23 protein-coding genes are annotated in these 25,878 nt (G+C 59.7%); 13 read left to right on the top strand and 10 right to left on the bottom strand.

The window, feature by feature from the left end:
* On the bottom strand, positions 1 to 988 hold a 988-nt coding region (locus CL546_RS14255; protein ID WP_290496139.1), incomplete at its 3' end, for a hypothetical protein.
* Positions 989 to 1,231: 243 nt separating this feature from the next.
* Here CL546_RS14255 and serB point away from each other — a divergent pair.
* Entirely contained in the window at positions 1,232 to 2,467 is a 1,236-nt protein-coding gene (gene serB, locus CL546_RS14250) for a phosphoserine phosphatase SerB (protein WP_290496137.1), read from the top strand.
* Positions 2,468 to 2,604: 137 nt separating this feature from the next.
* On the opposite strand, the gene CL546_RS14245 is transcribed toward serB, so the two are convergent.
* The 3 genes from CL546_RS14245 to epmB form a co-directional block, all read right to left on the bottom strand.
* The gene (locus CL546_RS14245) at positions 2,605 to 4,692 is read right to left on the bottom strand and encodes an EAL domain-containing response regulator (RefSeq protein ID WP_290496135.1); all 2,088 of its coding nucleotides are present in this window, start codon (positions 4,690 to 4,692) and stop codon (positions 2,605 to 2,607) included.
* A 250-nt stretch (positions 4,693 to 4,942) separates the two neighbouring features.
* Entirely contained in the window at positions 4,943 to 6,703 is a 1,761-nt protein-coding gene (locus CL546_RS14240; protein WP_290496133.1) for a hypothetical protein, read from the bottom strand.
* A 155-nt stretch (positions 6,704 to 6,858) separates the two neighbouring features.
* Positions 6,859 to 7,866 carry an EF-P beta-lysylation protein EpmB gene (epmB, locus tag CL546_RS14235; RefSeq protein WP_290496131.1) on the bottom strand — a complete coding sequence of 336 codons (1,008 nt, stop codon included), beginning with the start codon at positions 7,864 to 7,866 and terminating at the stop codon, positions 6,859 to 6,861.
* Positions 7,867 to 7,911: 45 nt separating this feature from the next.
* Here epmB and efp point away from each other — a divergent pair, with 45 nt between their 5' ends.
* Both efp and epmA read left to right on the top strand, forming a co-directional pair.
* Entirely contained in the window at positions 7,912 to 8,481 is a 570-nt protein-coding gene (gene efp / locus CL546_RS14230) for an elongation factor P (RefSeq protein WP_290496129.1), read from the top strand.
* 2 nt (positions 8,482 to 8,483) lie between these two features.
* Positions 8,484 to 9,419: an EF-P lysine aminoacylase EpmA gene (gene epmA, locus CL546_RS14225; RefSeq protein ID WP_290496127.1), complete on the top strand. Its 936-nt coding sequence runs from the start codon at positions 8,484 to 8,486 to the stop codon at positions 9,417 to 9,419.
* Between the two features lie 105 nt (positions 9,420 to 9,524).
* On the opposite strand, the gene CL546_RS14220 is transcribed toward epmA, so the two are convergent.
* Together CL546_RS14220 and CL546_RS14215 are read right to left on the bottom strand one after the other, a co-directional pair.
* Entirely contained in the window at positions 9,525 to 10,442 is a 918-nt protein-coding gene (locus CL546_RS14220; RefSeq protein ID WP_290496125.1) for an alpha/beta fold hydrolase, read from the bottom strand.
* A gap of 139 nt (positions 10,443 to 10,581) precedes the next feature.
* Positions 10,582 to 11,208 (bottom strand): TetR/AcrR family transcriptional regulator, encoded by a 627-nt coding sequence (locus CL546_RS14215; protein WP_290496123.1) that lies wholly within the window; start codon positions 11,206 to 11,208, stop codon positions 10,582 to 10,584.
* Positions 11,209 to 11,407: 199 nt separating this feature from the next.
* On the opposite strand from CL546_RS14215, the gene fadI reads away from it, so the two are divergent.
* The 4 genes from fadI (at position 11,408) to CL546_RS14195 (ending at position 17,397) form a co-directional block, all read left to right on the top strand.
* A complete protein-coding gene (fadI, locus tag CL546_RS14210; RefSeq protein ID WP_290496120.1) occupies positions 11,408 to 12,709 on the top strand; it encodes an acetyl-CoA C-acyltransferase FadI in 1,302 nt (433 codons plus the stop codon).
* Positions 12,710 to 12,764: 55 nt separating this feature from the next.
* Positions 12,765 to 15,059 (top strand): acyl-CoA dehydrogenase, encoded by a 2,295-nt coding sequence (locus CL546_RS14205; protein WP_290496118.1) that lies wholly within the window; start codon positions 12,765 to 12,767, stop codon positions 15,057 to 15,059.
* A 107-nt stretch (positions 15,060 to 15,166) separates the two neighbouring features.
* A complete protein-coding gene (locus CL546_RS14200) occupies positions 15,167 to 16,057 on the top strand; it encodes an alpha/beta hydrolase (protein WP_290496116.1) in 891 nt (296 codons plus the stop codon).
* A 107-nt stretch (positions 16,058 to 16,164) separates the two neighbouring features.
* On the top strand, positions 16,165 to 17,397 hold the full coding sequence (locus CL546_RS14195) for an alpha/beta hydrolase (protein ID WP_290496114.1): 1,233 nt from the start codon (positions 16,165 to 16,167) through the stop codon (positions 17,395 to 17,397).
* Positions 17,398 to 17,579: 182 nt separating this feature from the next.
* Here CL546_RS14195 and CL546_RS14190 read toward each other — a convergent pair whose 3' ends face one another.
* From CL546_RS14190 to CL546_RS14180, 3 genes are read right to left on the bottom strand one after another with little or no spacing between them, the layout of a single operon-like run.
* A complete protein-coding gene (locus CL546_RS14190; RefSeq protein WP_290496113.1) occupies positions 17,580 to 18,212 on the bottom strand; it encodes a DUF502 domain-containing protein in 633 nt (210 codons plus the stop codon).
* A 1-nt stretch (position 18,213) separates the two neighbouring features.
* The gene (greB, locus tag CL546_RS14185) at positions 18,214 to 18,720 is read right to left on the bottom strand and encodes a transcription elongation factor GreB (protein ID WP_290496110.1); all 507 of its coding nucleotides are present in this window, start codon (positions 18,718 to 18,720) and stop codon (positions 18,214 to 18,216) included.
* A gap of 3 nt (positions 18,721 to 18,723) precedes the next feature.
* A complete protein-coding gene (locus tag CL546_RS14180) occupies positions 18,724 to 19,149 on the bottom strand; it encodes a VOC family protein (protein ID WP_290496108.1) in 426 nt (141 codons plus the stop codon).
* A gap of 86 nt (positions 19,150 to 19,235) precedes the next feature.
* Between CL546_RS14180 and hemB the strand changes: the two genes are divergently transcribed.
* The 4 genes from hemB to ppk1 all read left to right on the top strand — a co-directional run bounded on the left by hemB (position 19,236) and on the right by ppk1 (position 23,415).
* Positions 19,236 to 20,246, top strand: coding sequence for a porphobilinogen synthase (gene hemB / locus CL546_RS14175; protein ID WP_290496106.1), 1,011 nt, complete (start codon positions 19,236 to 19,238; stop codon positions 20,244 to 20,246).
* A 133-nt stretch (positions 20,247 to 20,379) separates the two neighbouring features.
* Entirely contained in the window at positions 20,380 to 20,799 is a 420-nt protein-coding gene (locus tag CL546_RS14170) for a hypothetical protein (protein WP_290496104.1), read from the top strand.
* A gap of 138 nt (positions 20,800 to 20,937) precedes the next feature.
* The gene (locus CL546_RS14165; protein WP_290496102.1) at positions 20,938 to 21,066 is read left to right on the top strand and encodes a hypothetical protein; all 129 of its coding nucleotides are present in this window, start codon (positions 20,938 to 20,940) and stop codon (positions 21,064 to 21,066) included.
* 234 nt (positions 21,067 to 21,300) lie between these two features.
* Complete coding sequence (gene ppk1 / locus CL546_RS14160) at positions 21,301 to 23,415, top strand: polyphosphate kinase 1 (protein ID WP_290496100.1); 2,115 nt, start codon at positions 21,301 to 21,303, stop codon at positions 23,413 to 23,415.
* Between the two features lie 83 nt (positions 23,416 to 23,498).
* On the opposite strand, the gene ppx is transcribed toward ppk1, so the two are convergent.
* On the bottom strand, positions 23,499 to 24,989 hold the full coding sequence (ppx, locus tag CL546_RS14155) for an exopolyphosphatase (RefSeq protein ID WP_290496098.1): 1,491 nt from the start codon (positions 24,987 to 24,989) through the stop codon (positions 23,499 to 23,501).
* 187 nt (positions 24,990 to 25,176) lie between these two features.
* On the opposite strand from ppx, the gene trxA reads away from it, so the two are divergent.
* Both trxA and CL546_RS14145 read left to right on the top strand, forming a co-directional pair.
* Positions 25,177 to 25,503: a thioredoxin TrxA gene (trxA, locus tag CL546_RS14150; RefSeq protein WP_007150985.1), complete on the top strand. Its 327-nt coding sequence runs from the start codon at positions 25,177 to 25,179 to the stop codon at positions 25,501 to 25,503.
* A gap of 285 nt (positions 25,504 to 25,788) precedes the next feature.
* Positions 25,789 to 25,878 (top strand): Rho termination factor N-terminal domain-containing protein (locus CL546_RS14145; protein ID WP_272997903.1); only part of this gene is annotated, 90 nt, incomplete at its 3' end.

Genomic DNA, 25,878 nt, shown 5'->3' with positions numbered 1-25,878 from the left:
TGAGGCGGCCCGGCACCCCGGCCACACACAGGGCCCAGGCTTCGTCCTGATCCGTGTCCGCGGTGACCAGCGCTTTGAATTCCAGCGAAACCTTGCCTGCCTGCTTGCGTTGCGGTGCCAGCAAGCGCACCACCCGCAAAAACAACAACCCGGCACACAAGGCGGAAAACGCAGCCCGTGATGCCGGCCCCTGATAAAAATACAGCCCCGCCTGCTCGCCAATCGCCGGGCCATTGTGTCCATCGTAAAGGGCCGCCACCTGATCCAGCAGCTGCTGGTATTCCGCCAGCACCTCCTGCAGGGCATCATCCGTATAGCGCTGACGGATATGGTCGAAATTAACAATACTGAGACGCAACTGAGCCTGCAGCTGCGCGCCATCCGGCACGGGTGACCGGGCGATGGGAGGAAACGGTGCGTCGTTCTGTGGTGGCACCGGCGGCGCCGCAGGTGCCGGTGTATCCGGCTCCTCCAGAGCCTGTGGCGGTTGCAGGCGCTGTTGAATCAACGCCGCGGCCACCCGCAGCAACAACAGACACAGCACCGCCAGCACAAAGCCCGCTTCGATCTGTTTGCGCGGCAATAGCGTATTGTCGCCCAGCAAGGTCAGGGTACCCGCCAATTCACCATCCGGCAGGGCCGCTGGCACGGTCACGCGCAAGGGCGATGTCTTCTCCCCCGCCGCCCCGACCTGCTCCCCGGCCGTATCGTCGAAGCGAATCCCCACCACCGGTTTGAGCTGCACGGTTTCCCGGCCAATCAGGTTTATGCTGATCGAGTCCTCACTGGCCAGCGCTTCCGCCGCACGGCGAGCCGTCTGCTGTGCCAGCGCCTGCAGTTGCACTTTGCGTTCCTGCTCCAGACCGGCAGAAAAGTGCTCAAGAAAATAAACGCCGACCACCAACATGGCCAGCAGCATGAGAATCAGCTCGCGCAGCAAGCTCCGTTGCTGCTGGATCCATGGCCGCCATTGTTCCCACAGGGACATAAATTTGCTTTCCGTATTCTTGACCATTGAGACTGCGGCGCAGTATACCGTGCCCGGCCGGGCAGGACTTGACCCAATTGGCGTAGTCGCCCGTCGTTGAGGAACCTCTTCAGGCACAAGAACCTGCCTCTCAAGCCGCCATTTCTGCTACTCTTACGCCGTTTCGGACCGAACATGGCGCCGACAATCTAACGCTTTTTTACCTTCTGGCCCTTTTTATCTTCTGCAACTGGGAGCCCACGCGTGCGCGAGATCATTCTGATCCAGGTATCTGGTAATGACCGGCCCGGCCTGACTGCCGCCTTCACGGGGATTCTTGCCCGTTATCGGCTCAATGTCCTGGACATCGGCCAGGCCGTTATCCACGACACTCTGTCGCTGGGCATACTGGTGGAAACCCCACCGGATGCGGAATCCTCCTCGGTCCTCAAGGACCTGCTGTTCGAAGCCCACAAACTGAACATCAATGTGCGCTTCCGCCCCATCGACGAAGACCGTTACGAAGAGTGGGTGGCCGGCCAGGGCAAGGACCGCCACATCATCACCCTGCTGGCGCGCAAGATTACCGCCGAACAACTCGCTGATGTAACCACCACCGTGGCCAACAACGGCCTCAATATCGACAGCATCGCCCGGCTGTCCGGGCGCGTGCATCTGGAAGGGGAAGCCCTTAATCAGGATAGCCGCGCCTGCATTGAAATTTCCGTGCGCGGCGAGCCCGAAGACGGCGAGGCCATGCGTGCCGCCTTTCTGAGCATTGCCAACGAACGTAACCTGGACATTGCCTTCCAGCGCGACAGCGCCTACCGCCGCAACCGCCGCCTGGTGGTCTTCGACATGGATTCCACCCTGATCCGCTCTGAAGTCATCGACGAGCTGGCCACGGAAGCCGGTGTCGGCGAACAGGTGGCAGACATTACCGAGCAGGCCATGCGCGGGGAGTTGGATTTCAATGAAAGCTTCCGGGCTCGTGTGGCCCTGCTGAAAGGGCTCGACGAAGGCGCACTGGAGCGGGTACGCGAACGTATCCAGCTCACCGAAGGCGCCGAACGGCTGGTCTCCACCCTGCGCGCTCTGGGTTACCGCACCGCCATTCTTTCCGGTGGTTTCACCTGGTTCGGGCAATGGCTGCAACAGCTGCTGGGGATCGATTATGTCCACGCCAACGAGCTGGAGATCGAGAACGGCCAGGTCACTGGCCGGGTGGTCGGCCAGATCGTCAACGGCCAGCGCAAGGCCGACCTGCTGAAAGACATTGCCACCCAGGAAGGCATCAGCCTGGAACAGGTGATCGCCGTGGGCGATGGCGCCAACGACCTGCCCATGCTCGGCGAAGCCGGCCTGGGCATCGCCTTCCGCGCCAAACCATTGGTCAAACAGAACGCCGAACAGGCCATCTCCACTCTGGGACTGGACGGCATTCTTTATCTCATCGGCGTGCGGGACAAAGATCAGGCTGAGCTGCTTAAGAGTAATTAATAACTCGCGATTTTGTTTTTTATATCCTGAAACGCAAAAGGCCGCGCCCAGGCTTTGGGCGCGGCCTCTTGCGTTTCAGGCGGCAAAGAGTTGCTTCGCGCAACTATTAATTATTCATTATTAACTATTAATTACTCTTAAGCTGCGTCCGGAATTTCCAGCTTGTCCATCGGTGCCTGCAGGTAATACCCCTGCAGATAATCCACGCCTCCCAGTGTCCATAGCGCCTGCATCTGTGCTGCAGATTCCACAAAGCCCACCACCGTTTTGCGGTTGCCTTCTTTCACCTGCTTGATAATCGACGTGAGGCGCTCACGGCCTTCCGCCTTGGACAGCTCCTGGGTAAAGGAGCCTTCGAATTTCACCATGGTGGCAGGGATATGCTGGAACAGCTTGAACGGGTCCAGTCCGCCGCCAAAGCGGCTGATGGAAATGCCGCAACCCAGCGCTTTCACCTTCTCGGCAAAAGCACCCGCCTGTTTCAGGTAGGTGGCCGCGTCGCCTTCACTGAACTGGAAGGTAACTCGCGAGCCGTCCATCTTGGCAGCGCGCATGGCCTTGCCCAGCCAGTCGGCCAGGGTGGCATCCGCCAGGGACGCGCCATTGAGATTCAGCACCAGGCTGACCGGCTCACTGAAAGCCGCTGCAGCGCGCATGGCATTCAGGACCACCCAGCGATCGATCTTGCCCACCAGACCCTGGTCCGCCGCCACCGGCATGAATTCTTTTGCTTCCATGGCCTCCCCTTGTTTCTGGGGCAGGTTCACGAACACTTCAAAGGCATGGTCCGCTTCGTCTTCCAGGCTCATCAACGGCTGATACCGCAAGTTGAACGCGCCCTGTTCCAGCGCCTGGCGAACCTGCATGGCCACCGCTTCCGAGGACCCGGCAGCCACATCATCCATGGGATCGTGTACTTTCACCGCATTACCCTTGCCGGCATTTTCCCGCTGGGCCTGGTTACAACATTTCAATGCGGTGGTGAGGGTTTCCTGGCTGCTACGGGCATCTTCGCGCACAAACGACACCCCGACACTGGCGGTGACATGCACGGTCTTGGCGGCCACTTCCGGCATCAGGGTTTCAATGCCGGCCCGCAGGGTTTCTGCCAGTTCCGCCGCCTCATCCATATCGGCCACCGGCTGCAGAACGGCAAAATCCTCACCATCCACCCTGGCCAGATGGGCCTCTCCCACCTCGGCACGCAGCCATTCGGCCACGCTTTTCAGAATGTCATCCGCGCCATCAAGCCCCAGTCCGGACTGATGATGCTCAAAGTCATCCAAACGCAAGTACAGCACGGTGGACAGGCGCCCCTCATTGGCGGCCTGGGCCACACTTTCGTCCACACGGTCCATAAACCAGCTGCGGCTGAATAGCCCTGTCACCTGATCTTTCTGACTCATTTCCTGAAGCCGCTCGGCCATTTCGTTTTCATCCACGCCAGCGGCGCGGATCACGATCTGGGTACAGGCTTCGCCATCGTAGGTGCTGGCCGAAAAGGTGAAGGTGGCATCGAACTCACTACCCTCAGTGTTCACGCCCTTGCATTCCAGTTCGTGGGTCTGGCTTTCATCCTGGGCACGGCTGCGCAGCAATTGCTTCAACTTGGCATGATCGGAGGCCGACACCATATCCATGATCGGCACCCCGGCCAGATCATCAGCGCTTTCGTAGCCAAACATTTCCACGTAGTTGTCATTGGCGTGGATGTGCATGCCATCCAGCACATAGGCAATCGCGTCACGGCTCTGATCCATCAGCAGCGAGAGGCGCTTCTCTGCATCATGGCGGACGATTTCGGAGTGCTGCAGCTCCTTGCGCAAGCGCAGAAATTCGATGACCCGGTCCACCATCAGGGAGAGCAGGTCGCGGTCATCGTTAGGCACGACGCCCCGGGCGCCCAGCGACATACCGGCCTTGATGGTATCGGGGGTGAAATTGTCTTCGAGAAGAATCACCGGGATCGCCTTGCCGAGGCGATTGAGGTGCGACATGACGCTTTCAAAGCTGCTGTCGCCGAATGTCGGGCGACACAACATCAGCTCCCAGGCGCCACCTTTCAATGCCCGTACCAGATCATCCTCACCCAGCGCCAGCTGCGCACGGGTCGCACGACCGGCATTGCGCAGGGCGTTCATCAGCTGCTCGGCCTCATCCTGGGAATCATGGGCGATCAGAAGACGTAAATTATCGAGGGCGTAACTCATGGGGCGAAGACTCATGCACTTTTCTTACGGCCCACCATTGTGCCTGACTACCCTGTCTTGGCAACCATCAAAGGCAATGCGGCGAAAACACCGGCCTGCAGCTAACACACGGCGGGCAGACGCCTAATGAAAAGTTACGGCAAAATGGAGACACATACGTTTTGCGGCATCCTCGCCGCGACTTATTGTTATTTTAACAGGCCACCCAGCAACAGCCTGTGAACGACGAATCGCAAATGACATTTTTCCGGCGCGTCATCAACCGTTACAGGCTGGACCAGATCGAATCCAGCGCATCATCGTCCCCGTCTTCCGGGGGTTTAGTCGGGGCCGGTGTGGCCATATCCCGAAACGGATACTGGCTGAACCCGGACGCTCCCTGGGTGCGGCGCAACAACTGTACCCGGCGCGGCTCGCCGGCCTCCACCAGCTCCACCTTCACCCCTTCATTGAAGCCCACTGTGGGCAACAACAGGGTGGCCGGCTGCCCCACCGCGGCCAACTCGGGCAACACCACGCCACGCATGAAATCACTGTCCACCCCTTGCTTGCGCAGGGCCCGTGCTGCCACCGGGCGCCCACCCGGTGCCAGCAACTCCACACCGAAGCGGGCACCGTGATTGGGTAATTGCGTCACCCAGCGCACCACCGCCAGGGACCACTGGCTATCGGGGTGATCACGCAGAGCCAGCAATTCCCCCGTGCGCATCAGGCTGGGCGTATTGCCCTGCCACGACAGGCAATACCCACCCGGACTCGCGTTGACTTTCTGACAGTGATAGCTCACCGGCAGAGTGGCTTCCGAGCGTTGGCTGCCCGGCGCGCCCATTTCGATGGTCTCGCCGGCATAATCAGATTGATAGGCCGTCGCCCAGGGATCAGCGTTACGCTGCTTCTGCTGGTTGCTCTTCTTGATGTTCACCAGGAACGGATTGTGCTCGTCTTCAGCGCCCAGCACGGACAGACTGCCCCGCGCCACCATGGTCTCGAACGCCACTTTGCCGGACAGGAAGTAATGCACCCCCACCAGACCAAAACACAATTCGATCTCGCCACTTTCCGGCATGCGCTTGAACGCCCGCTCGGTCAACGCGCCCCATACCTGCTGCAGATGCGACAACAGGCTTCCCTCCAGATTTTTCGGCACGTCCAGGGCGCTTTCGGCGGGGGCTTTCTGCCAGATGGTAATAGCCTCAACCAGGCGAGAAGAATCAATATAGCGCCAGCTTTCCGATGCCTGGGAAGCGTGGGTTCGGTAAATCGGTGGCCGGTCTGCCTGCAAGTCGAAGACAAACAGATCATCCTCATCACTGGCCGTGCTGATTTCAATCAAGGGAGCCCAAGCAAACGCCGCCTTGTAGATTCCAGCCAACTCCTGCTGACGCAGCTGATTGGGTTTCGCCGTGGCCAGCAACAGGCAGCGAGCATAGGCGGACTGGATACTGCTTTCGGTATCGCCATCGGCCACCGCTGCCTCGCTAATACCGTGCAACTCAGCCAATAAAAACAGCTGATGCAGCTCCAGCCATAAATGGCGAGGGCTGGGAAAATAGAGTTGATAGCAGCGCAGCAGGGTATCGCCCAATGCCGTCACCGCCCGGTGGATTGCCGTTGTCACCGCCCGGCGAACAGCCTTGTCCTTAACCTTGCGGATGCCGCGCACCGCCACCAGCTTGTAGCCATTGGCCAGATGCCCCTGCAGCGCCTGGGCGAGACTGGCCACCCGGCGCGCCTTTTCCGGCAGCACCAGTGACTGATTCAGATAGTGTTTCTGCAGGGATTCACTGACATGAAGAATAGACGGACGCACGACTTCCAGTAACTGAAAGCGGAGTCTGGAATCAATCTGCAACCGGTTCAGTTCCTGAATGAACTGATACAACTGGCGGGCCGTTTCTCCCATATTCATGATCGGGAGTGACTCCACCCACTGTTGCAGCTTCTTCGGCTGATCAGCGCCAAGTGTCAGGTGCGGCAGATCCTGCTCGGGCAGTTTCAATCGCACCGTCTGGGCTGGTTGCTCCATGAAGATAATCCTTATCTTGGCGGCATCCAGGCTACCTAGTTATTTTGTATTAGTTCTTGTTTTTTATGCGTCCTGTGTCACACGACTTTACGATACCGCTACAATTCTGTAAACGCTGTGCCACATTCCCCAGAAAAGGCTTGCGGCCCGCGCCGTTAACCGGCCAGCACCGTTTTAGCGGGCTCCCCCGGCTCTTCCCGCGTCAGCCTTGGCACCAGAAAACCAGGCAGCCGGGCGCGCAAGTCCGCATGCAGTGCCCGAGCCATCGCATCCGGCACGGCGAAATGTGCCGCCCCCTGCACCGCGTCCAGCTGGTGCAGGTAATAAGGCAGCACTCCCGCGTCAAAAAGGGCATCGGACAAGTCCGCCAGCGTTGCCACCTGGTCATTCACCCCGGCCAGCAACACACTCTGGTTTAACAGAGTCATACCGGCACTGCGCCAATCGCGGCAACGTGCCGCCAGGGCCGGGCTGATTTCGCGGGGGTGGTTGGCATGCAACACCAGCACGGTTTGCCAGCGGTCACGAGTCAACAGTGCTTTCAGGCCCGCATCCAACCGCTCGGGAATTACCACCGGAGTGCGGCTATGAATGCGCAGCCGGCGCAGATGCGGGATCCTCGCCAGCGCATCCAGCAGCTGCTCAAGGCGTCGATTGGTCAACGTCAGCGGGTCGCCGCCACTGAGAATCACCTCGTGAATATCCGGGCGTGCCGCCAGCCATTCCAGCGCTTGCTCCCAACGCTTACCGCCCAGATGCGTCTGGTACGGGAAATGGCGTCGAAAACAGTAACGGCAATGCACGGCACAGGCGCCGGTGGCCACTAGCAGCGCCCGGCCGTGGTACTTGTGCAACAAGCCCGGCACCGCCGTGTGATCGGCTTCTTCCAGCGGGTCGGCGCTGTACCCGGGCTGCTCCAACCGCTCATCCGCTACGCTTAGCACCTGCCGCAGCAGCGGATCATCCGGGTTGCCACGCTCCATCAAATCCACGTACCGGCGCGGCACCCGCAACGGGAAATCCCCGGCAGCGGCCAGGCTCTCCGGCAGGTTCTCGGGCGTGATCTCCAGCTGCGCAAACAACGCAGCCGGGTCAGTTATCAGGTCAGCCTGTTGGCGCTGCCAGTCCGGCTGCTGCCAACCAGCCGCTTCCTGCGTTATCATTGCCAACCTTTGTAACGGCATACATCAACCCTGTGGACGTGTTTTATGGCCAACTATTCTACCAGCGAATTCAAGTCTGGCTTGAAAGTGATGCTCGATGGCGACCCCTGCTCCATCATCGAGAACGAATTTGTGAAGCCGGGCAAGGGCCAGGCATTCAGCCGCGTGAAACTGCGCAACCTGCGTAACGGCAAGGTCTGGGAGCGCACCTTCAAGTCCGGCGACTCCCTGGAAGGCGCCGACGTGATGGATGTATCCATGCAATACATCTTCAATGACGGTGAATTCTGGCACTTTATGGACCAGAGCACCTTTGAGCAGAAGCAAGCCGACGAGACCGCCGTACGTGACGCAAAGCAGTGGCTCAAGGAAGAAGACATCTGCGAAGTCACCCTCTACAACGGTGAGCCGCTGTCCGTGAGCCCGCCGAACTTCGTGGAGCTGGAAATCACCGAAACCGATCCAGGCCTGAAAGGCGACACCGCTGGTACTGGCGGCAAACCCGCCACCCTGAGCACCGGCGCAGTGGTGCGCGTTCCCCTGTTCGTGCAGACCGGTGAAATCGTCAAAGTGGACACCCGGACCGGCGATTACGTGGGCCGCATCAAACAGTAGCCGTGAGCGACTGGCAACCCACCGCCTCCCTCGAGGCCATCAAGGCGCGCGCTGAGCTGCTACGCACAGTGCGCGCCTTTTTTGATGACCGCAACGTGCTGGAAGTGGACACCCCGCAACTGGCCCGTTATGGCGTCAGCGACTTGCATATTCAGTGTATCCCGGTGCCCGGTTACGGTTATCTGCAAAGCTCCCCGGAATACCACATGAAGCGGCTGCTGGCCGCCGGCAGCGGGCCAATCTATCAGGTCTGCAAGGCGTTCCGGGATGGCGAGGCCGGGGGACGGCACAACCCGGAATTCACCATGCTGGAATGGTACCAGCCCGGGTTTGCACTGGATGATCTGGTGCAGGAATGTCTGACCTTATTCGCCGCCCTCTTTCCAAGCGCTCAGTCACAGACCTACCGCTTCCGCGAGCTGTTCGCCGACGTGACCGGACTGGACCCGCTCACCGCCAGTGACCCGCACCTGATAGCCTGCGCCGAATCCCATGGCGCCCCCCACGGGCTGGATAAACCTGCCGCCGTGGACTACCTGATGGCCACCGAGGTGGAAGCCGCACTCCCCGCCGAACAACTCTCCGTAGTCAGCGACTTCCCCGGCTGGGCCGCTGCCTTGGCGCAAACCCGTAAAGATGAGGACGGCTCCACCGTCGCCCGTCGCTTCGAGATTTATTACCGCGGCCTGGAGCTAGCCAATGGTTACCAGGAACTCACCGATCCGAAAGAGCAGTGCCGGCGTTTCGAGCAGGACAATATCTTGCGCAAGCAGCATGGATTGAACCCCATGACCGCCGACCCTTTTTTACTGGACGCCATGGACGCCGGCCTGCCCGCCTGCAGCGGCGTGGCCGTGGGGGTGGAGCGACTGCTTATGGCACAACAGGACACCAGCAGGATCGACGACGTCATCGCTTTTCCCTGGTCCGGAGACTGACCCGAGGACGCGCCGCGGCCTACAAAAAAGGCCGCACCCGATTTCCGGATGCGACCTTTTTCATCTCAGCATCAACAGCCCGCTCCCGCGAACGGTCAATTGCCGTTAAGCCACCGCCGTCTGCGCCACTGAATTGGCCCGCCCGACAGTTTCCGCAATCAGCTCACCAATACGGTCAATCACCGACGGAGGAAAATCGTGGCCCATGCCGGGAATGATCGCCAGCTTGGCACCGCGGATGGCACGGGCAGAGGCTTTGCCGCCGGCGGGGCGAATCAACGGGTCAGCACCGCCATGGATCACCGTGGTTGGGCACTGGATCTTTTTCAGGGTTTTGGTCAGTGAGCCGGTGGCCATGATGGCCAGGAACTGGTTGCGGATGCCGCGCGGGTTGATACCACGCGCCCAGGACGCCCGGTACATGGCGGCCAGCTCATCCTGCCCCTGCGGCAAGGTGCCGCCCAGCTTGGCCATCATCTCCAGGCCAAACGCCACAAACTGGTCTTCGGTTTCCACCTTCACCCGCGGCGCCACCAGGGTTTTCAGCGCCGCCGGTTTCGGCGGCGGCAGCAACGGGCTGTTGTTGCTGGACATGATAGAGGTAAGCGACAGCACTCGCTCCGGATGCGTGCCTGCCATCAACTGGCTGATCATCCCGCCCATGGAAGCACCGACAAAATGCGCCCGCTCAATGTTCAGGGCATCCAGCAAGCCGACCGTATCGGCCACCATATCGTGCAGGGTATAGGGGCTTTCCACTGACAGGCCCACCATGCTGCGCAGGATCGCGGCTATCGGCCCCTGATTGATGGGTTTGCGAATCCGGGTGGACTTGCCCACGTCCCGGTTATCGAACCGGATAACCCGATACCCCTTGTCCGCCAATGCATCCAGCAACGTATCCGGCCAGAACACCATCTGCGCCGACAAGCCCATGACGAACACAATAGGCTCCCCGTTTTCCGGGCCACGACTCTCATAAAAAAGCTCGATTCCGTTACTGGCGACCGTGCCTGACTGCATATGCGTACCCTTTGTGCTGGCTTGTTCTTGTGGGGCAGCGCCGTGTTGGAATCACTGCCAATGGATCAACATAGAAAAGGGCGACACAAACCTCAAGCGCCAGCACGGCAATTGCGCGGCGATTGGCCTGTTCGGCCGCTCAAATGGTAATCGCACGCCACAGCATATCGAACAGCACACCGTGCTGGTCTGCCAGGCGACCCGGCCGGCCACGTAACAGGTGCATCTGGGAAATACGCAGCAAGACCCCATAGAAAAAATCCAGCAGTATCGGGGTCGCCACCTGGTCATTGAGAATGCCCTGATCCTGCCCTTCATGCAGCACACTGAGGAACAGCTCGGTGAGCCGCTGCTGGCCTGGCGTGCTGTCACTCCCCCAGCGCCCCGGGTACACCGAGTTGATCATCATCCGCCCCATTTGCGGGTTACGGTCAAAGAAATCCAGCACCACCCAGAACACCTTGCTGAGCCGATCGCGAAAGGTATCGATGCCGGCGAGATGGTCCAGCATCCGCTCAGCCAATTGCCCCAACCCGTGATGCAAACAGGCACTCAACAAGGCCTCCTTGCTGCCCTGACTGTCATCGCCGTAGTAGCGATAAATTGTTTGCAGGCTGCAACTCGCTGCACGGGCGATCTGCTGCAAGGTGACATGATGGAACTCCGAATCCGCGAAAACCTGCACCGCAGCCCACTCGATACGCTCGCGAACAGCCGGGTCCTGCCGGGTTGCCGGAACAGGCCCGGCGTGGCGCTGCACTCCCATTTCGTTTGCTCCCCCTCACCTTATCGCATTCAAACCACCTAAAGATGTAATCAATATTACACCTGTGTCGGACAGTGTCTCCAACGCAATTGACTCACAACTGCGACCCTTCTAGGCTCGATTCACCTTATCACCAATCAATGTCACATTAAGTGTAATAAAAATTACACCGTGACCGGCACCCTGCAAGGAGTCTGCAATGCCTGTTCGCAAAATGAAGCTGGCCGGCCGGGGCGGCCGCGTCGCCATCGTCGATGGCCTGCGCACCCCCTTTGCCCGTATCGCCACCCATTACCGGGATCTCAACGCCATCGATCTGGGCGCCATGGCTGTAAAGGAACTGATGGCCCGCAACAACTTGAGCCAGCATGAAATCGAGCAGCTGGTGTTCGGCATGACGGTGATGATTCCCGAAGCGCCTTTCATTGCCCGCGAAATCGCGTTGGCTCTGGGCATGGACACGGTGGATGCCTATTCCATCACCCGTGCCTGCGCCACCAGCTTCCAGACCGCCGCCAGCGTGGCCGACAACATCGTTGCCGGTTACACCGACATGGCCATTGCCGGCGGCACCGATTCCACCAGCAGCGCCCGGGTGCCGCTGTCATCGGAACTGAGTGCAGTACTGCGTGACGTCAGTTTTGCCAAAACACTGAAAGAGCGCATCAAACTGCTTAGCCAGCTCAAGGCCCGCGATCTGCTGCCCCAGGCGCCGTCCATCACCGAATATTCCGTGGGCGAAACCATGGGAGAGAGCACCGAGAAAATGGTGAAGAAGTGGGGCGTCAGCCGTCAGGAGCAGGATGACCTGGCCCATGCATCCCACAGCAACGCCGCCCGCGCCTGGACCGAAGGCCGTCTTGACCGTCAGGTAATGACCGCCCATCTGCCCAACGGCAACACCCTCAAAGACGACAACCTAGTGCGCAAACACTCCGAACGCGACGGCTACAGCAAACTCAAACCGGTGTTCGACCGGGACACCGGTTCAGTCACCGCCGGCAACAGCAGCCCGCTCACCGATGGCGCCGGCGCCCTGTTGATGATGAGCGAGAAGAAAGCCGCCGCCCTCGGTTACACCCCGCTGGGTTATATCCGCTCCTACGCCTTCGCAGCCCGCACGCCCAAGGATGATCTGCTCATGGGGCCGGTGCTGGCCGCCCCCGCTGCCATGACCCGCGCCGGGCTGGCGCTCAGCGACCTGACCCTGGTGGACATGCACGAAGCCTTTGCCGGCCAGGTGGCCTGCAACCTGCGCGGCCTGGCCGATGACGACTACGTGCGCAGCCAGACCGGGCTCGCCGCCCTGGGTGAAGTCGACCGCAGCAAACTCAACGTGAACGGCGGTTCCATTGCCTACGGCCACCCCTTCGGCGCCACCGGTGCCCGGGTGATCAGCCAGGCCCTGCACGAACTGCAACGCCGTGGTGGCGGGCTGGCGTTAACCACCGCCTGCGCCGCCGGCGGCATCGGTGCCGCCATGGTGCTGGAAACCGAATAACCCGCGCTAATCGCGCCGGGTATCCGGCGCGACACCCAACCCACAGGAAGACGACATGTTTAACCTACTGATGAACTGGATGCGGGATAACAAGATCCTGCCACAAATTTCCGACACCGAGCGTCAGGCACTGGAAGCCGGTGACGTCTGGATCGACGGCCAATTCTTCGGCGGCAAAGTCGATTTTGAAAAAATCCTTGCCGAAAACTATGACCAGCTGCCGGAACACGAACAGGCCTATATCGACGGGCCAGTGGAAGAGCTGCTGAAAATGGCCGACAGCTACACCCTGTCGCGCACCCGCAAACTGCCGGACGAACTGTTCACCTTCATGGCCGAAAACGGTTTCTTCGGTATGCAGATCGCCAAGGAATTCGGCGGCAACCCCATGTCCACCCAGGCCAAATCCTGCATCATGGCCAAGGTCAGCTCCCACTCCGGCCTGCTCAGCGCCATGGTGGTGATTCCCAACTCCCTGGGCGCGGCGGAACTGCTGGGCCACTACGGCACCGATGAACAGAAGCAGTATTACCTGCCGAAACTGGCCAACGGCGAGTTCATTCCCTGCTTCGGTTTGACCGAACCCACCGCCGGCTCCGACGCTGCCTCCATCAAGGCGGAAGGCGAAGTGTTCAAGGACAGCGACGGTGAAATCAAATTCAAGCTCAACTTCCGTAAGCGCTACATCACCCTGGCACCGGTTTCCAACCTGATATCCCTGGCAGTACGCCTGCACGATCCGGAGAACCTGCTGGGTAAAGGCGAAGACGCCGGCATCACTGTGGTGCTGCTGGAAAAAGGTCTGGACGGCCTGCACATCGGCGACCATCACCAACCCATCGGCGAACACTTCCCCAACGGCCCGATCGTTGGGCGTGACGTGGTCGTGCCTGCCAGCAACGTACTGGGCGGCGTGGAATACACCGGCATGGGCTGGAAAATGTTGATGGAAGCACTCGCCGGCGGGCGCATGGTGTCCCTGCCCGCCACCGGCATTTGCGGCATTCGCCACGGCGCCATGATCGCCGGCGCCTACTCCATGGTGCGCCAGCAGTTCGGCATCCCCGTGGGTCGCATGGAAGGGGTGGAACACAAAATCGGCAAGGCCGCGGGCATGACCTATGCCTTTGATGCCGCCCGCGTGTTTGGTTGTTCCGCCGTGGATAAAGGCATCCAGCCACCGGTCACCTCCGCCATCATGAAGGCCTACTCCACAGAGATGGGCCGCGACACCGGCACCGATGCCATGGACGTGACCGCGGGTTACGGCGTCATGCAAGGCCCCAACAACACCATGGGCCGCCTCTACAATTCCGCCCCGGTGAGCGTCACCGTGGAAGGCGCCAACATCATGACCCGCACCCTGATGATCTTCGGCCAGGGCGCCACCCGCTGCCACCCCTACGCCTACAACGTGGTGCAGGCGGTAGAAGACAATGACGTAAGTGCCTTCCGCAAGAACCTGACCGGCTGGATGATCCAGTTTCTGCTCGGTTTCGTGATGAGCCTGGTGCGCGGTGTCACCCGCGGTTTCTTCACCGTGAAAGTGCCCAACGTGGCGCCACAAACGAAAAGTATTTACCGCCGCCTGGGCTGGGCCGCCACCCGTTTCGGGCTGCTCACCAATCTCGCCATGTTCTTCGTGGGCGGCAAACTGAAAGCCCGTGGCAACCTCACCGGCCGCTATGCCGACGTGGTGGCCTGGTTGTACATCACCACCTCCGCCCTGCGTCGCTATGAAGCTGAAGGCCGCAAGGCGGAAGACCTGGCGTTGGTGCAATACGCCGGCGAATACGGCCTGACCCAGATCCAGCAAGCCTTCGAAGGTATCTACGAAAACTTTGGCGGCCCGGTGGGCGTGATTCTGAAAACCGTTGGCCGTATTGGCCTGGGCCTGAACCCCTTGGCCAAGCTGCCCAATGATCAGCTCAGCCATGAAGCCGCACTGGCGCTGCAAAGCTACGGCGACCAATACAAGCGCCTGGTCGGCGGCAACTACATGCCGGAAGAAAGCGACGAAGGGCTCGGCCGTCTGCTCAAGGCCTTCCGCCTGACCACCGAAGCCGAACCGGTACGCGCCAAGATTCGGGCCGCACAGAAAGCCCGCAAGCTAGGCAAAGGCAAAGTGGAAGCCATGGCTCCACAGGCCGCTGAACAAGGCGTGATTTTCGATGCGGAACTGGCCACCCTGAATGCCGCCACCGAGGCCTGCCTGCTGGCCATCGAAGTGGACGTGTTCACCAAGGACGAGTACTACGGCGCCGGCGGCATCCCCGCCATGAGCGCCACCGGTGATGGCGGCCTGCAGCAGCCCTCACCCGCGGAGCTGGCCAAAGCCTCCGGCGAGTAACCGCCCTGCCCTTACGGGCCAGCCCCGACTGGCCCGATCAACCCTGCCCACATGCCGTCTGACCGATTATGGTTGGGCGGCACAACAACAAAATTACGGACAGCCCTATGAGCCTCCAGGCCCGCCTTATCAAAGCCGTCACCCGGCGCACTATCAAGCGCTCCGGCCTTAACCAAGAGCAACTGGTTCGCCACCTGCGCAAAGTCTTCAACGACACGCCCGTGCTGACCCTGCTGCCCCGGGGCGTAACAGTTAGCCGCGTGGAACAGCACGCCTTTACCGGCGACCGGGTTAGCGTGAAACAGCCCAGGATGACGGTGCTTTACCTGCATGGCGGCGCCTACATCGGCGGCATCACCAAGACCTACCACAACCTGGCCGGGCGGCTGGCCAAAAAGCTGCAAGCTGACGTCTACCTGCCGGTGTACCCCTTCGCACCGGAGCATCCTTTTCCCGCCGCCGTGAACCGGGTAATGGAAGCCTACGAATACCTGTTAAGTTTGGGCAAGCAACCAAACGATATCGTCATCGCCGGCGACTCCGCCGGGGGCGGGCTAACCCTCGCCACCCTGCTACACATCCGTGACAAGGGGCTGGAACAACCCCGCTGCGCAGTGACGTTTTCGCCCGGCAGTAACGCCTTTCCGGACGACAAGATCCTGGATGCCCTGGACCCCAGCGATGCCATGCTGTCAGCTGACATCATCCGCACCGTTATCGATATCTATATTCCCAACCCCGAAGATCGCAGCCACCCGTACGCCTCGCCGTGTCTGGGTGACTACACCGGCATCTGCCCCCTGTTGATTACCGCCAGCACCGACGAAGTGCTGTACGCCGATGGCAAACGGGTACGACGCGCGGCGGAACAAGCCGGCGTGAAAGTGGAGTGGATAGAGCGCCCCAGCGTATTCCATGTATGGCCGATCATGGTGCCTTTCCTTCCGGAAGCGAACAAAGACCTGAAACGGGTTGTCGCCTTTATCAAGAACGCATAAGCGCGGGCTTTATTCCGTCAGGCACCCGGCGCTGGGCATTGAGCGTTTCTGTCATTGCCGGCCCGCAGCCGACATTCTTTACTGAGATTCACCCACCAGGAGGCGGCATGAGCGAATTACTGCCCCGCATTCACCCGGACGATTACTGCAACGAAGATCTGCCCACGCTCAGCCAGCCCTGGTGGCAAACACTGCCGTCCGGCTTTCACGCCATGCCGGATCACTTTCTGGCCGACAGTGACACCAGCTGGCGCATCAGCAGCACCGCCGCCGTGGACACCCTGGCGCGCACTGGCCTGGCCTGCATGGCCGGAGTGGCAGCGCTACCCGCCACCCTGAACGCCTCGCGACAGCGTGAAGAACGGGAACTGGCCGATTTCTACCGCCCGTTTCTGGCGGGCAGCGATCCCAATGCGTTTTTTACCCCACCTACCGCCCAGGTGGACATCCACCGCACCCCGGTTTCCAGCTACCACTTTCAGCCAGAGGATGGCGACGCCCACACCCTGCATTTTGCGTCGCCGTTTACGCCCAGGAACCCGGCCCTGAAAGATCGCTACCTGAACCACACACGTAACCGCACGGCCTGGGCGCAACACTGGCGCCACCACGATGGCCCGCGCCCCACGCTGGTAATGATCCACGGCTTTGTGGCCGACCCTTACTGGCTGAACACTCGCTGGCTGGCGTTGCCCTGGTTCTACAAACAGGGCTTCGATGTGCTGCTTTATACGCTGCCTTTCCATGGGCGGCGCAAGAGTCGCTTCGCTCCGTTCAGTGGTGCCGAGTTCTTCAGCCAGGGCATGGCCCTGCTCAACGAAACCTTCGCCCACGCCATCCATGACCTTCGCCTGTTCATGCAGATGTTGCGCGAACAGGGTTCCCCCGCTATCGGCGCCACCGGTATTTCGCTGGGCGGTTACACCACTGGCCTGCTGGCTGCACTGGAAAAAGATTTGGCTTTTGCCATTCCCAACGTGCCCTTGGTGAGCGTGATCGACCTGATGAAAAGCTGGTTCCCGATCAACCAGCAAGTGAAATTATTGAACAAGGTCTACGACACCAACACCGCCGGGCTTCGTGAAATTACTGCGCTGCATTCGCCGCTGACCTGGCCCTGCCAGGTGCCGCAGAGCGGGCGCATGATCATCGGCGGCGCCGGCGACCGCTTTGCCCCACCCAAACACAGCCACCTGTTACGCCAACACTGGAATAACTGCGATGTGCACTGGTTCCCGGGCAACCACTTACTGCATCTGGATCAGGGGCTATATCTGAAAGCCATGCGGGACTTTATGAAAGGCGCGCTGGCGGAACAAAAGGTGAGCTTGAACGCGTAGGCGCCCCCTGTAGGAGTTCCCTTCCAGGGGACGAACCTCGCGCAGCACGGAATCGACCGAAGGGCGATAAGGCATTTCCGAGCTCGACAGGTCTCAAAAGAAAAGTCTCCCTCCGGTCGGCTCGCTACGCACGGTTCGTCCCCTGGAAGGGGACTCCTACAGCGGCTTCGTAGTGGGACTGATCAGCCTTCCTGCTTGTCGGTCCTGAACAACGCAGCCGTACCCGCCCCGCAGGAAACCACTGTTTTCATCATGCTCTCCACTCCAATCTCCGGATGCAGTTCCACCAACGATTCATCAAGGTGATAGATGAAGCCGCTGGTGGGGTTGGGGCCGGTGGGCACGAAGACGGTGACATGGCCATCCGCGTGCCGGGATGTCACCAGCGCAGTCACAGAAACATCCGTGTCTCTGCCATAGAGCCATACCCGCGCCACTTCACCCCGACTGAACGGGCTGTCGGCGCTACTTCCCATCAACTGGGCAATCACTTCACGCACCGTGGTGTAGCCCGGCAGTCGCGTCATCACATGCTCTTCCCACTGCTGCCAGGCCCAACTGCCCAGCCGCGTGGCCACCAGCGTACCCACCAGAAAGCACAGCACCATTACCGCCAGCACTGACAACCAGTCCGCCACAAATTTCGGCAACCCGAAGGCGTTGATAAACACCGAGGTAAACGGCGAGATCAGCTCGGTGACCGTCTGATAAATCCATTTAAAGAAAAATACGATAATGGAAATGGGCAGCAGGATGGTCAGCCCGCCCAACAAGGATTTGCGGATAAAGAACCAGATGCGGTTGTCAGAGCTCAAGTCAGTGTTCCTCGTGATACCAGATACGGTTGATAAACAGACAACGCTCACCGGCCGGGGTTCGCACCTCTATTTCGTCATCTACCTGTTTCTTGAGCAAGGCCCGTGCCAGCGGCGCGTCGATGCTGATATAGCCTCTTGCCGCATCGGTTTCATCCGGCCCCACCAGCCGGTAGGTTTCGGTCTCACCGGCGTCGTTTTCCAACTCCACCCAGGCACCAAAGAATACCCGGCTCTGGTCATCCGGCACCCGGTCCACCACGGTCATGTCATCCAGACGCTTGCTGAGAAAGCGCACGCGCCGGTCAATTTCCCGCAGCTGCTTCTTGCCGTAGATATATTCTGCGTTCTCCGAGCGATCCCCCTGAGCCGCCGCCTCCTGCACCGCCTGGGTGACAACCGGACGTTTCTCTTTCCACAGGTACTGCAGCTCATCGTTGAGCTTGTGGTAGCCCTCGACGGTGATGTACTTGGAGGCGGGAGAGCCCTTTGGTCGCCAGCGGCCCATGGCCTATACCTCGAAGATCCGGTGCAGTTCGCGCAGCCCCTTGAACTCCAGCGTGTTACCGGCAGGGTCCTGTACGAAGAAGGTGCCTTGCTCGGCGGGCTGCCCCACAAACCGCTCGCGGGGTTTAAGCAGGAAGGGCCAGTCATGCTCGTAAATCCGCTCCACCAGCGTTTCCCAGCTGGCAAAGTCCAGCACCACGCCAAAATGCGGCATGGGGACCGGGTGGCCATCCACCTCACTGTAGCCCTGAATCGGCGTTAAATTTTCACCTTTATGCAGGGAAAGCTGGTGGCCATGCAGATCCACGTCCACCCAATTGGGGGCATCACGGCCCCGGCGAGCCCCCAGTACCCGACAATAAAAGTCGGCGGCGTCTTCCAGGTCGTTTACCAAAAAGGCCAGATGAAAGGCCGGTTGTTTTTCCATCATTCACTGCTCTTGCTAAACTCTCGCTATTGCGCCCGGCCGATTGTCGCCAACACGGGCGCGCCCATGTTACTAGAGGACTCCACCCCATGTCTGTCACCCGTGCCCCCTGGCCCGCTACCCGTATGCGTCGTATGCGCCGCGATGATTTTTCCCGCCGGCTGATGCGCGAGCACACCCTCACCGTGGACGATCTGATCTACCCGGTGTTTGTGCTGGAAGGCAGCAACCAGACCGAAGCGGTGCCGTCCATGCCCGGGGTAGAACGCAAAAGCATCGACTTGCTAGTGGAAGAGGCTCGTGAACTGGCCGCGCTGGGTGTTCCCGCCATGGCCCTGTTTCCGGTCACTCCGGCCGACGTAAAAACCCTGGATGGCCGCGAAGCCTGGAACCCGGACGGGCTGGCCCAGCGCGCCGTGCGTGCCATCAAGGCAGCCGTGCCGGAAATGGGCGTAATCACCGATGGCGCTCTGGACCCGTTCACCACCCACGGCCAGGACGGCATCATCGATGACAACGGCTATGTGCTCAATGACGTGACCGTGGATGCACTGGTGAAACAGGCCCTGTCCCATGCCGATGCCGGTGCCGACATGGTCGCCCCCTCGGACATGATGGACGGCCGCATCGGCGCCATCCGCGAGGCACTGGAAAATCACGGCCACATCCACACTCGCATCATGGCCTACTCTGCCAAGTACGCCAGCGCCTACTATGGGCCATTTCGCGATGCCGTCGGCTCCGCCGGCAACCTGGGCAAGGCCGACAAGACCACCTACCAGATGGACCCGGCCAATTCTGACGAAGCCCTCCACGAAATCGCCCTGGATTTGGCCGAAGGTGCCGACGTGGTAATGGTGAAACCGGGCATGCCCTACCTGGATGTGGTTCGCCGGGTAAAAGATGAGTTCAAGGTCCCCGTGTACGCCTACCAGGTGAGCGGCGAATACGCCATGCACATGGCGGCCTTCCAGAACGGCTGGCTGGACCAGGACAAGGTGATGATGGAATCCCTGCTGGCTTTCAAGCGCGCCGGCGCCGATGGCATTCTCACCTACTTCGCCAAAGCCGCAGCGCAAAAACTCAAAGGGCTGTCCTGAACCTGTGCTGAGACCAGGCCATAACCGCGCAAAGCAATGGCGACCGGCTCTGCTGGCACTGCTCACGCTCGGACTCAGCGCAGGGTGTTCGCCGGAAGTCAGCGTCAGTGAACCTTCGGACGACTTCCCGCAGATGCGGACCTATACTCTGGAAAAATCAGCACTACCCTCTGCAGCCGGCCCCGGTTTTCACAACGTGGCCCTCTGGGCCAGCACGGTTCGCAATAACCAGCGCCTTCTCTCTGAAGAAAGCGTCGCGTTGATGTTCGCCCTGCGAGCGCCTGAACATCAAATCGAAGCGGACAATCCGGTCACCCTGACAATCGATGGCGAAGCGCACCGTGTTGGCAAACCGTTTTACGATGGTGGCATGCGTTACGGTGATGAAATCCGGGAAACGGTAGGCCTGGACCTGCCCTTCCCGTTGTTCCGGTCCCTGGCCTATGCCGACGCCGCGTTTCTGGCTCTGGGAAACAAGACCATCCCACTCTCCCACCACAACCGAGAAGGGCTGCGCAGCCTCACTGAACAACTGCAAAGCAGCCCTCAGTAACCCCCTCAACACCCTGTTGACTGGCTTTTGAAGCTTTCTTTACCACCAACCCTGCCAATGTAAAACCGCCTCATCTGGCTATTATTCCACCGTTTTCTGCTGATTTTTATTGGGTCACTGACCCGAGGAGTAATACCGATGCGCACTCTATTGATCGTGCTGGGCCTTGCCGTGTCCACCCTTGCCACTGCCGAAGCCCGCGCCCCCACCGATGACGAAATGCAGCAACTGGATATCATTCAGCAATCCTGGATTTTTCAGGGCTGATTGATTCCCGCAAAAGCTGGCCCCTGCGCCGGCTCTTGCGCTTATGCCGCACTTTCTCCATCCCCCCCCCTTTTGCCTCTTTCTGCCACGCACTGCTCGCGATACTCTTGATCCATACTCGGCAACGCCGTGTGATCGGCACGAACACAGAATGATTTTCCTGCTGTCATTACCGTGTCACATTAATGTCATGGAATAGGAACTCCACAATCCGGTTCCGGTCAGGACGACACCATGAATTCTTTCTCCAGCGAACAGGGCGTCAACGAACAGAGCGCCGTCGACCTCAACAGCAGCGACTTTAACAACCCGGATTACTACCTGAACCGGGAACTCAGCCTGTTGCAGTTCAATCTGCGCGTCCTTGAGCAGGCCATGGACGAGAATCATCCCTTGATGGAGCGGCTGAATTTCCTGCTGATTTTTTCCAGCAACATGGACGAGTTCTTCGAAATTCGCGTGGCCGGCCTGAAGAATAAACTGGAAACACACACCGGCCAGCCCGGCCCTGACGGCATGCTGCCCGATGAACTGTTGAAATCCATCAGTGCCATTACCCACGAAGCCGTGGACCGCCAGTACCGCATCCTCAACGACGTACTGCTTCCCGCCCTGCGAGAAGAAGGGGTGGATTTTCTTCGCCGCGAAGACTGGACCGAAGCCCAGGTTGAATGGGTTAAAAAATATTTTCGCGAGCAAATTTATCCCGTGCTCACACCCATCGCACTGGACCCGTCACACCCGTTCCCGCGCCTGGTGAACAAAAGCTTGAACTTCATTGTTCCGCTGGACGGCAAGGACGCTTTTGGCCGCTCAACAGGCCTGGCCATTGTGCCGGCACCGCGTTCCCTGCCCCGCCTGATTCGTATTCCCGACGAAATAAGCGAAGGGGGTGACGACAATTTCGTGTTTCTTTCCTCCATGATCCATGCCCACGTATCCGACCTGTTCCCGGGCATGAAGGCCACCGGTTGCTACCAGTTCCGGGTAACCCGCAACGCCGATATGGAAGTGGACGAAGAAGTCGAAGACCTGGCCAGCGCCCTGAAAGGCCAACTGCTGTCACGTCGTTACGGGGATGAAGTACGCCTGGAAGTGGCCGACAACTGCCCGCGCCACCTGATGCATTATCTGCTGGAACAGTTCGAACTCACCGAGGAAGACCTGTACGAAGTGAACGGCCCGGTGAACCTGGCGCGCATGTTTACCAGCGTCAACCGCCCGCGACTGCACTACCCGCCCTTTACCCCCAAGCTGGCGCCGGCGGTGAAAAAAAATGAAACCATTTTTGATGCTATCGACCAGGGCGACATCCTGCTGCACCACCCCTACGAATCGTTCCAGCCGGTGATTAACCTGCTGGCAGAAGCCGCGCGTGACCCCAAGGTACTGGCCATCAAGCAGACCCTGTATCGCACCGGCACCAAATCGGAAATTCTCGACCACCTGGAAACGGCCGCACGCAATGGCAAGGAAGTCACCGCCATCGTGGAACTGCGCGCCCGCTTCGATGAAGAATCCAATATCGAAGGTGCCCGGCGTCTGCAGGAAGCCGGTGCCATCGTGGTGTACGGCGTGGTGGGCTACAAGACCCACGCAAAAATGCTGCTGGTGGTACGCCGTGACGGCGATGGCATCAAACGCTATGTGCACCTGGGCACCGGTAATTACCACACCAAGACCACCAAGCTGTACACCGATTACGGTCTGATGACCTGTGAAAAAAGCATGGGTCAGGACGTGCACAAAATCTTTCAGGAACTGACGGGCATGGGCAAGGCGGCACGGCTCAAGCAGCTAAAACATTCACCGTTCACCCTGCACCCCTCCGTTATCGAGTGGATCGAGTTTGAAACGGAACAGGCGCTGGCCGGTAAACCGGCGCGCATTATTGCCAAGTTCAACTCACTGACCGAAGAGAACATCATGCAGGCGCTCTATCGGGCCAGCCAGGCGGGTGTGGAAATTGACCTGATCGTTCGCGGCATCTGCTGCCTGAAACCCGGCATCCCCGGGCTTTCGGAGAACATTCGCGTACGCTCCATTATCGGCCGGTTCCTGGAGCACACCCGTATTTACCATTTTCACCACGGCGGTGACGACCTGGTGTACTGCTCCAGTGCTGACTGGATGGATCGCAACCTGTTCAACCGCGTGGAAACCTGTTTCCCGGTGAATGATCCGGTACTCAAGGCACAGATTCTGGAACAGGGCCTGCATATCTATCTGCGCGACAACACCCGCGCCTGGGAACTGCAACCGGACGGCCGCTACCAGCGAGCCCAACCGCAAGAAGGCGAGGAGAGTTTCATCGCCCAGCAGAGTCTGCTGGATACGCTGGGAGGGTAAGACGACTTCTAGCTAGTAGCTACTAGCTTTCAAGAGGGTGCCCCGCCCGAAGCGGGACTCCCTCTTGAATAGCTGTTTTATTCTCACGCCAATACAAGCTGGTAGCCTGCCGCCTGGAAGTAGTCGTGTTCCTGCTCCAGATCCGCCTGGGTGAGCGGGTGCTCCTCCAGCCACCCGGGCGGGAAGGTGATGGCAAGCCGTTCACCACGAGCTTGCAAGCGAATCTCTGGGACATCTTCATCGCTGCGTGCATGGTGCAAACGCACCGCCAAACGCAACACAAGACACAGCCGCAACAATCCGGTTTGCTCATCGTCCGGCAATTCCGCCAGCGCCGCCAACGGCACCTTGCGACGGTGCCCACGCACCATCAGCGCCACCATCTGCTGCTCCTGACGGGAAAAACCCGGCAAATCGGAATTGGTAACCAGATAAGCACCATGCTTGTGGAACTGACTGTGCGACACCGCCAGTCCCACTTCGTGGAGCAGCCCCCCCCAACGCAAGGTATCAGCAGCTTCATCGCCTTCGATTTGCCAGTCACTGGCCACCTGCTGGTAAAACGCCTGCGCCGTGGCACACACCCGCTCCGCCTGACTGCTTTCCACATGATGGCGATTCATCAACGCCTGAATACTGCGGTCACGCACATCCTCGTGGCCGAAACGGCCCAGCAGGTCATACAGCAACCCTTCACGCAGGGCCCCGCTGGACACCTCCATCTGATCAATACCCAGCTGCTCGAAAATGCCGTACAAAATAGCCAGGCCGGAAGCAAAAATGGGTTGCCTGTCTTCTCGCAAGCCTTTCAGATCCAGCTTGTCCACGGACCCAGCCTTGATCACCCGCTTGCGGACTTTTTTCATGCCTTCCAGCGTGATGCCAAACTCGCACCAGCCATTGTCCACGCACACCTGGCTGATCGCCTTGATGGTGCCGGACGCCCCCACTGCCTGCTGCCAGCCCAGGCGTCGGTAGTTGGCATGAATGGACAACACTTCCTGGCGCGCTGCCGTCACCGCCCGGTCAAAGGCTTTTTCGGTAATCTCCCCGTTAGGGAAAAAGCGCTGGGCAAAGCTGACACACCCCATATGCAGCGATTCGGTTTCCGTGGACTCAAACCGCTCCCCGATGATCAGCTCCGTGGAGCCACCACCGATATCCACCACCAGCCGCTGCCCCGCGTCATCAGCAAGAGTGTGGGCGACCCCCAGATAGATCAGACGTGCCTCTTCCCGGCCAGCCACCACTTCAATGTCGTGGCCCAGCACCGCCTCTGCGCGGCGGATAAACTCCCGGGCGTTGCGCGCCTGGCGCAGGGTATTGGTCCCCACCACCCGCACGCTACCGCGCGGAATACCGGCTATACGCTGGGCAAACCGGCCCAGGCATTCCAGCGCTCGCTCCTGGGTATCCGCGTCCAGGCGGTTTTCTCTGTCCAGCCCCGCCCCCAGTTGCACCTTCTCAGACAGCCCGTCGAGGATCTGGATTTCCCCCTGTGCCTGGCGGGCTACCACCATATGAAAACTGTTCGACCCCAAATCAATGGCAGCCAGATGTTCGCCATGCTCCATAGTCACTCCTTCCTTTGGACCGATTCTATCCAAAAATCATGGCGTTACGATGTCATAGGCAGCAACTACAGCGATAATTAACTGCCTCGCTTGAAATTCATCACCCGCAACCTGATATTATTCCCCATCGCAGAGGCCAGTTAACAACCCTGACTGATCTCTGAAACCTTTATATCAGGAGAATTCAATGAGCGGCGAGATTATCAACGTGACCGACGCGGACTTCGAAGCCCAGGTCATCAACGCAGACGGCCCCGTGCTGGTCGACTACTGGGCCCCCTGGTGCGGCCCCTGCAAAATGGTCGCGCCGATCCTTGAGCAACTGGTTGGCGAGTACGGCGACAAGCTGACCATTGCCAAAATCAACATCGATGACAACCCGGAAACCCCCAAGAAGTACGGCGTACGTGGCATCCCCACCCTGACCGTATTCAAGAACGGCAACGTGGAAGCCACCAAAGTGGGCGCTCTGTCCAAGAGCCAGCTGACCGCATTCCTGGACAGCACCCTCTAAGAAAGCCGGCACGCCCCAACCCTCCCCCTCAGGGGAGGGTTTTCCTGCTTGCAGCGTGTTACATGTTGCGTGTTGCATGCGGGCCCCCACAGTGATAGATTCCAGAACCAGCTTTAATAAAGCACCCCCTTTAGTTAGTCCTCGGAACCTCTGGTTACCTATTTTCCTTATGGCCCTCTTTAGGCTTGCCGGGCCAGATTCCGAATAAACCGGATTATCAAAACAACTGCAGCACCGCGGTGGTGCATCCTCTCAATTCATCCAAAGACACCAAATTAGACGCCAATGAATCTTTCTGAACTGAAGCAGAAGCCGATTGGAGAACTTCTGGACATTGCCAAGGAACTCGGCCTCGAGAACCTGGCAAGAACCCGC

Source organism: Alcanivorax sp., from assembly GCF_002726155.1.
In the GTDB taxonomy this organism is placed as follows: domain Bacteria; phylum Pseudomonadota; class Gammaproteobacteria; order Pseudomonadales; family Alcanivoracaceae; genus Alcanivorax.
The sequence above is the reverse complement of the archived record's forward strand: the minus strand, read 5'-3'. Positions and strand labels throughout refer to the sequence as shown.

Coding starts and splice junctions, on each gene's coding strand:
- ppx (WP_290496098.1), bottom strand. CDS start 24,989: ATGGAGCATGGCGAACATCTGGCTGCCATTGATTTGGGGTCGAACAGT.
- CL546_RS14170 (WP_290496104.1), top strand. CDS start 20,380: ATGCGGACCTATACTCTGGAAAAATCAGCACTACCCTCTGCAGCCGGC.
- CL546_RS14240 (WP_290496133.1), bottom strand. CDS start 6,703: ATGGAGCAACCAGCCCAGACGGTGCGATTGAAACTGCCCGAGCAGGAT.
- efp (WP_290496129.1), top strand. CDS start 7,912: ATGGCCAACTATTCTACCAGCGAATTCAAGTCTGGCTTGAAAGTGATG.
- CL546_RS14215 (WP_290496123.1), bottom strand. CDS start 11,208: ATGGGAGTGCAGCGCCACGCCGGGCCTGTTCCGGCAACCCGGCAGGAC.
- hemB (WP_290496106.1), top strand. CDS start 19,236: ATGTCTGTCACCCGTGCCCCCTGGCCCGCTACCCGTATGCGTCGTATG.
- fadI (WP_290496120.1), top strand. CDS start 11,408: ATGCCTGTTCGCAAAATGAAGCTGGCCGGCCGGGGCGGCCGCGTCGCC.
- epmB (WP_290496131.1), bottom strand. CDS start 7,866: ATGATAACGCAGGAAGCGGCTGGTTGGCAGCAGCCGGACTGGCAGCGC.
- CL546_RS14245 (WP_290496135.1), bottom strand. CDS start 4,692: ATGAGTCTTCGCCCCATGAGTTACGCCCTCGATAATTTACGTCTTCTG.
- CL546_RS14165 (WP_290496102.1), top strand. CDS start 20,938: ATGCGCACTCTATTGATCGTGCTGGGCCTTGCCGTGTCCACCCTTGCC.
- CL546_RS14220 (WP_290496125.1), bottom strand. CDS start 10,442: ATGCAGTCAGGCACGGTCGCCAGTAACGGAATCGAGCTTTTTTATGAG.
- trxA (WP_007150985.1), top strand. CDS start 25,177: ATGAGCGGCGAGATTATCAACGTGACCGACGCGGACTTCGAAGCCCAG.
- CL546_RS14200 (WP_290496116.1), top strand. CDS start 15,167: ATGAGCCTCCAGGCCCGCCTTATCAAAGCCGTCACCCGGCGCACTATC.
- greB (WP_290496110.1), bottom strand. CDS start 18,720: ATGGGCCGCTGGCGACCAAAGGGCTCTCCCGCCTCCAAGTACATCACC.
- CL546_RS14205 (WP_290496118.1), top strand. CDS start 12,765: ATGTTTAACCTACTGATGAACTGGATGCGGGATAACAAGATCCTGCCA.
- CL546_RS14195 (WP_290496114.1), top strand. CDS start 16,165: ATGAGCGAATTACTGCCCCGCATTCACCCGGACGATTACTGCAACGAA.
- ppk1 (WP_290496100.1), top strand. CDS start 21,301: ATGAATTCTTTCTCCAGCGAACAGGGCGTCAACGAACAGAGCGCCGTC.
- CL546_RS14180 (WP_290496108.1), bottom strand. CDS start 19,149: ATGATGGAAAAACAACCGGCCTTTCATCTGGCCTTTTTGGTAAACGAC.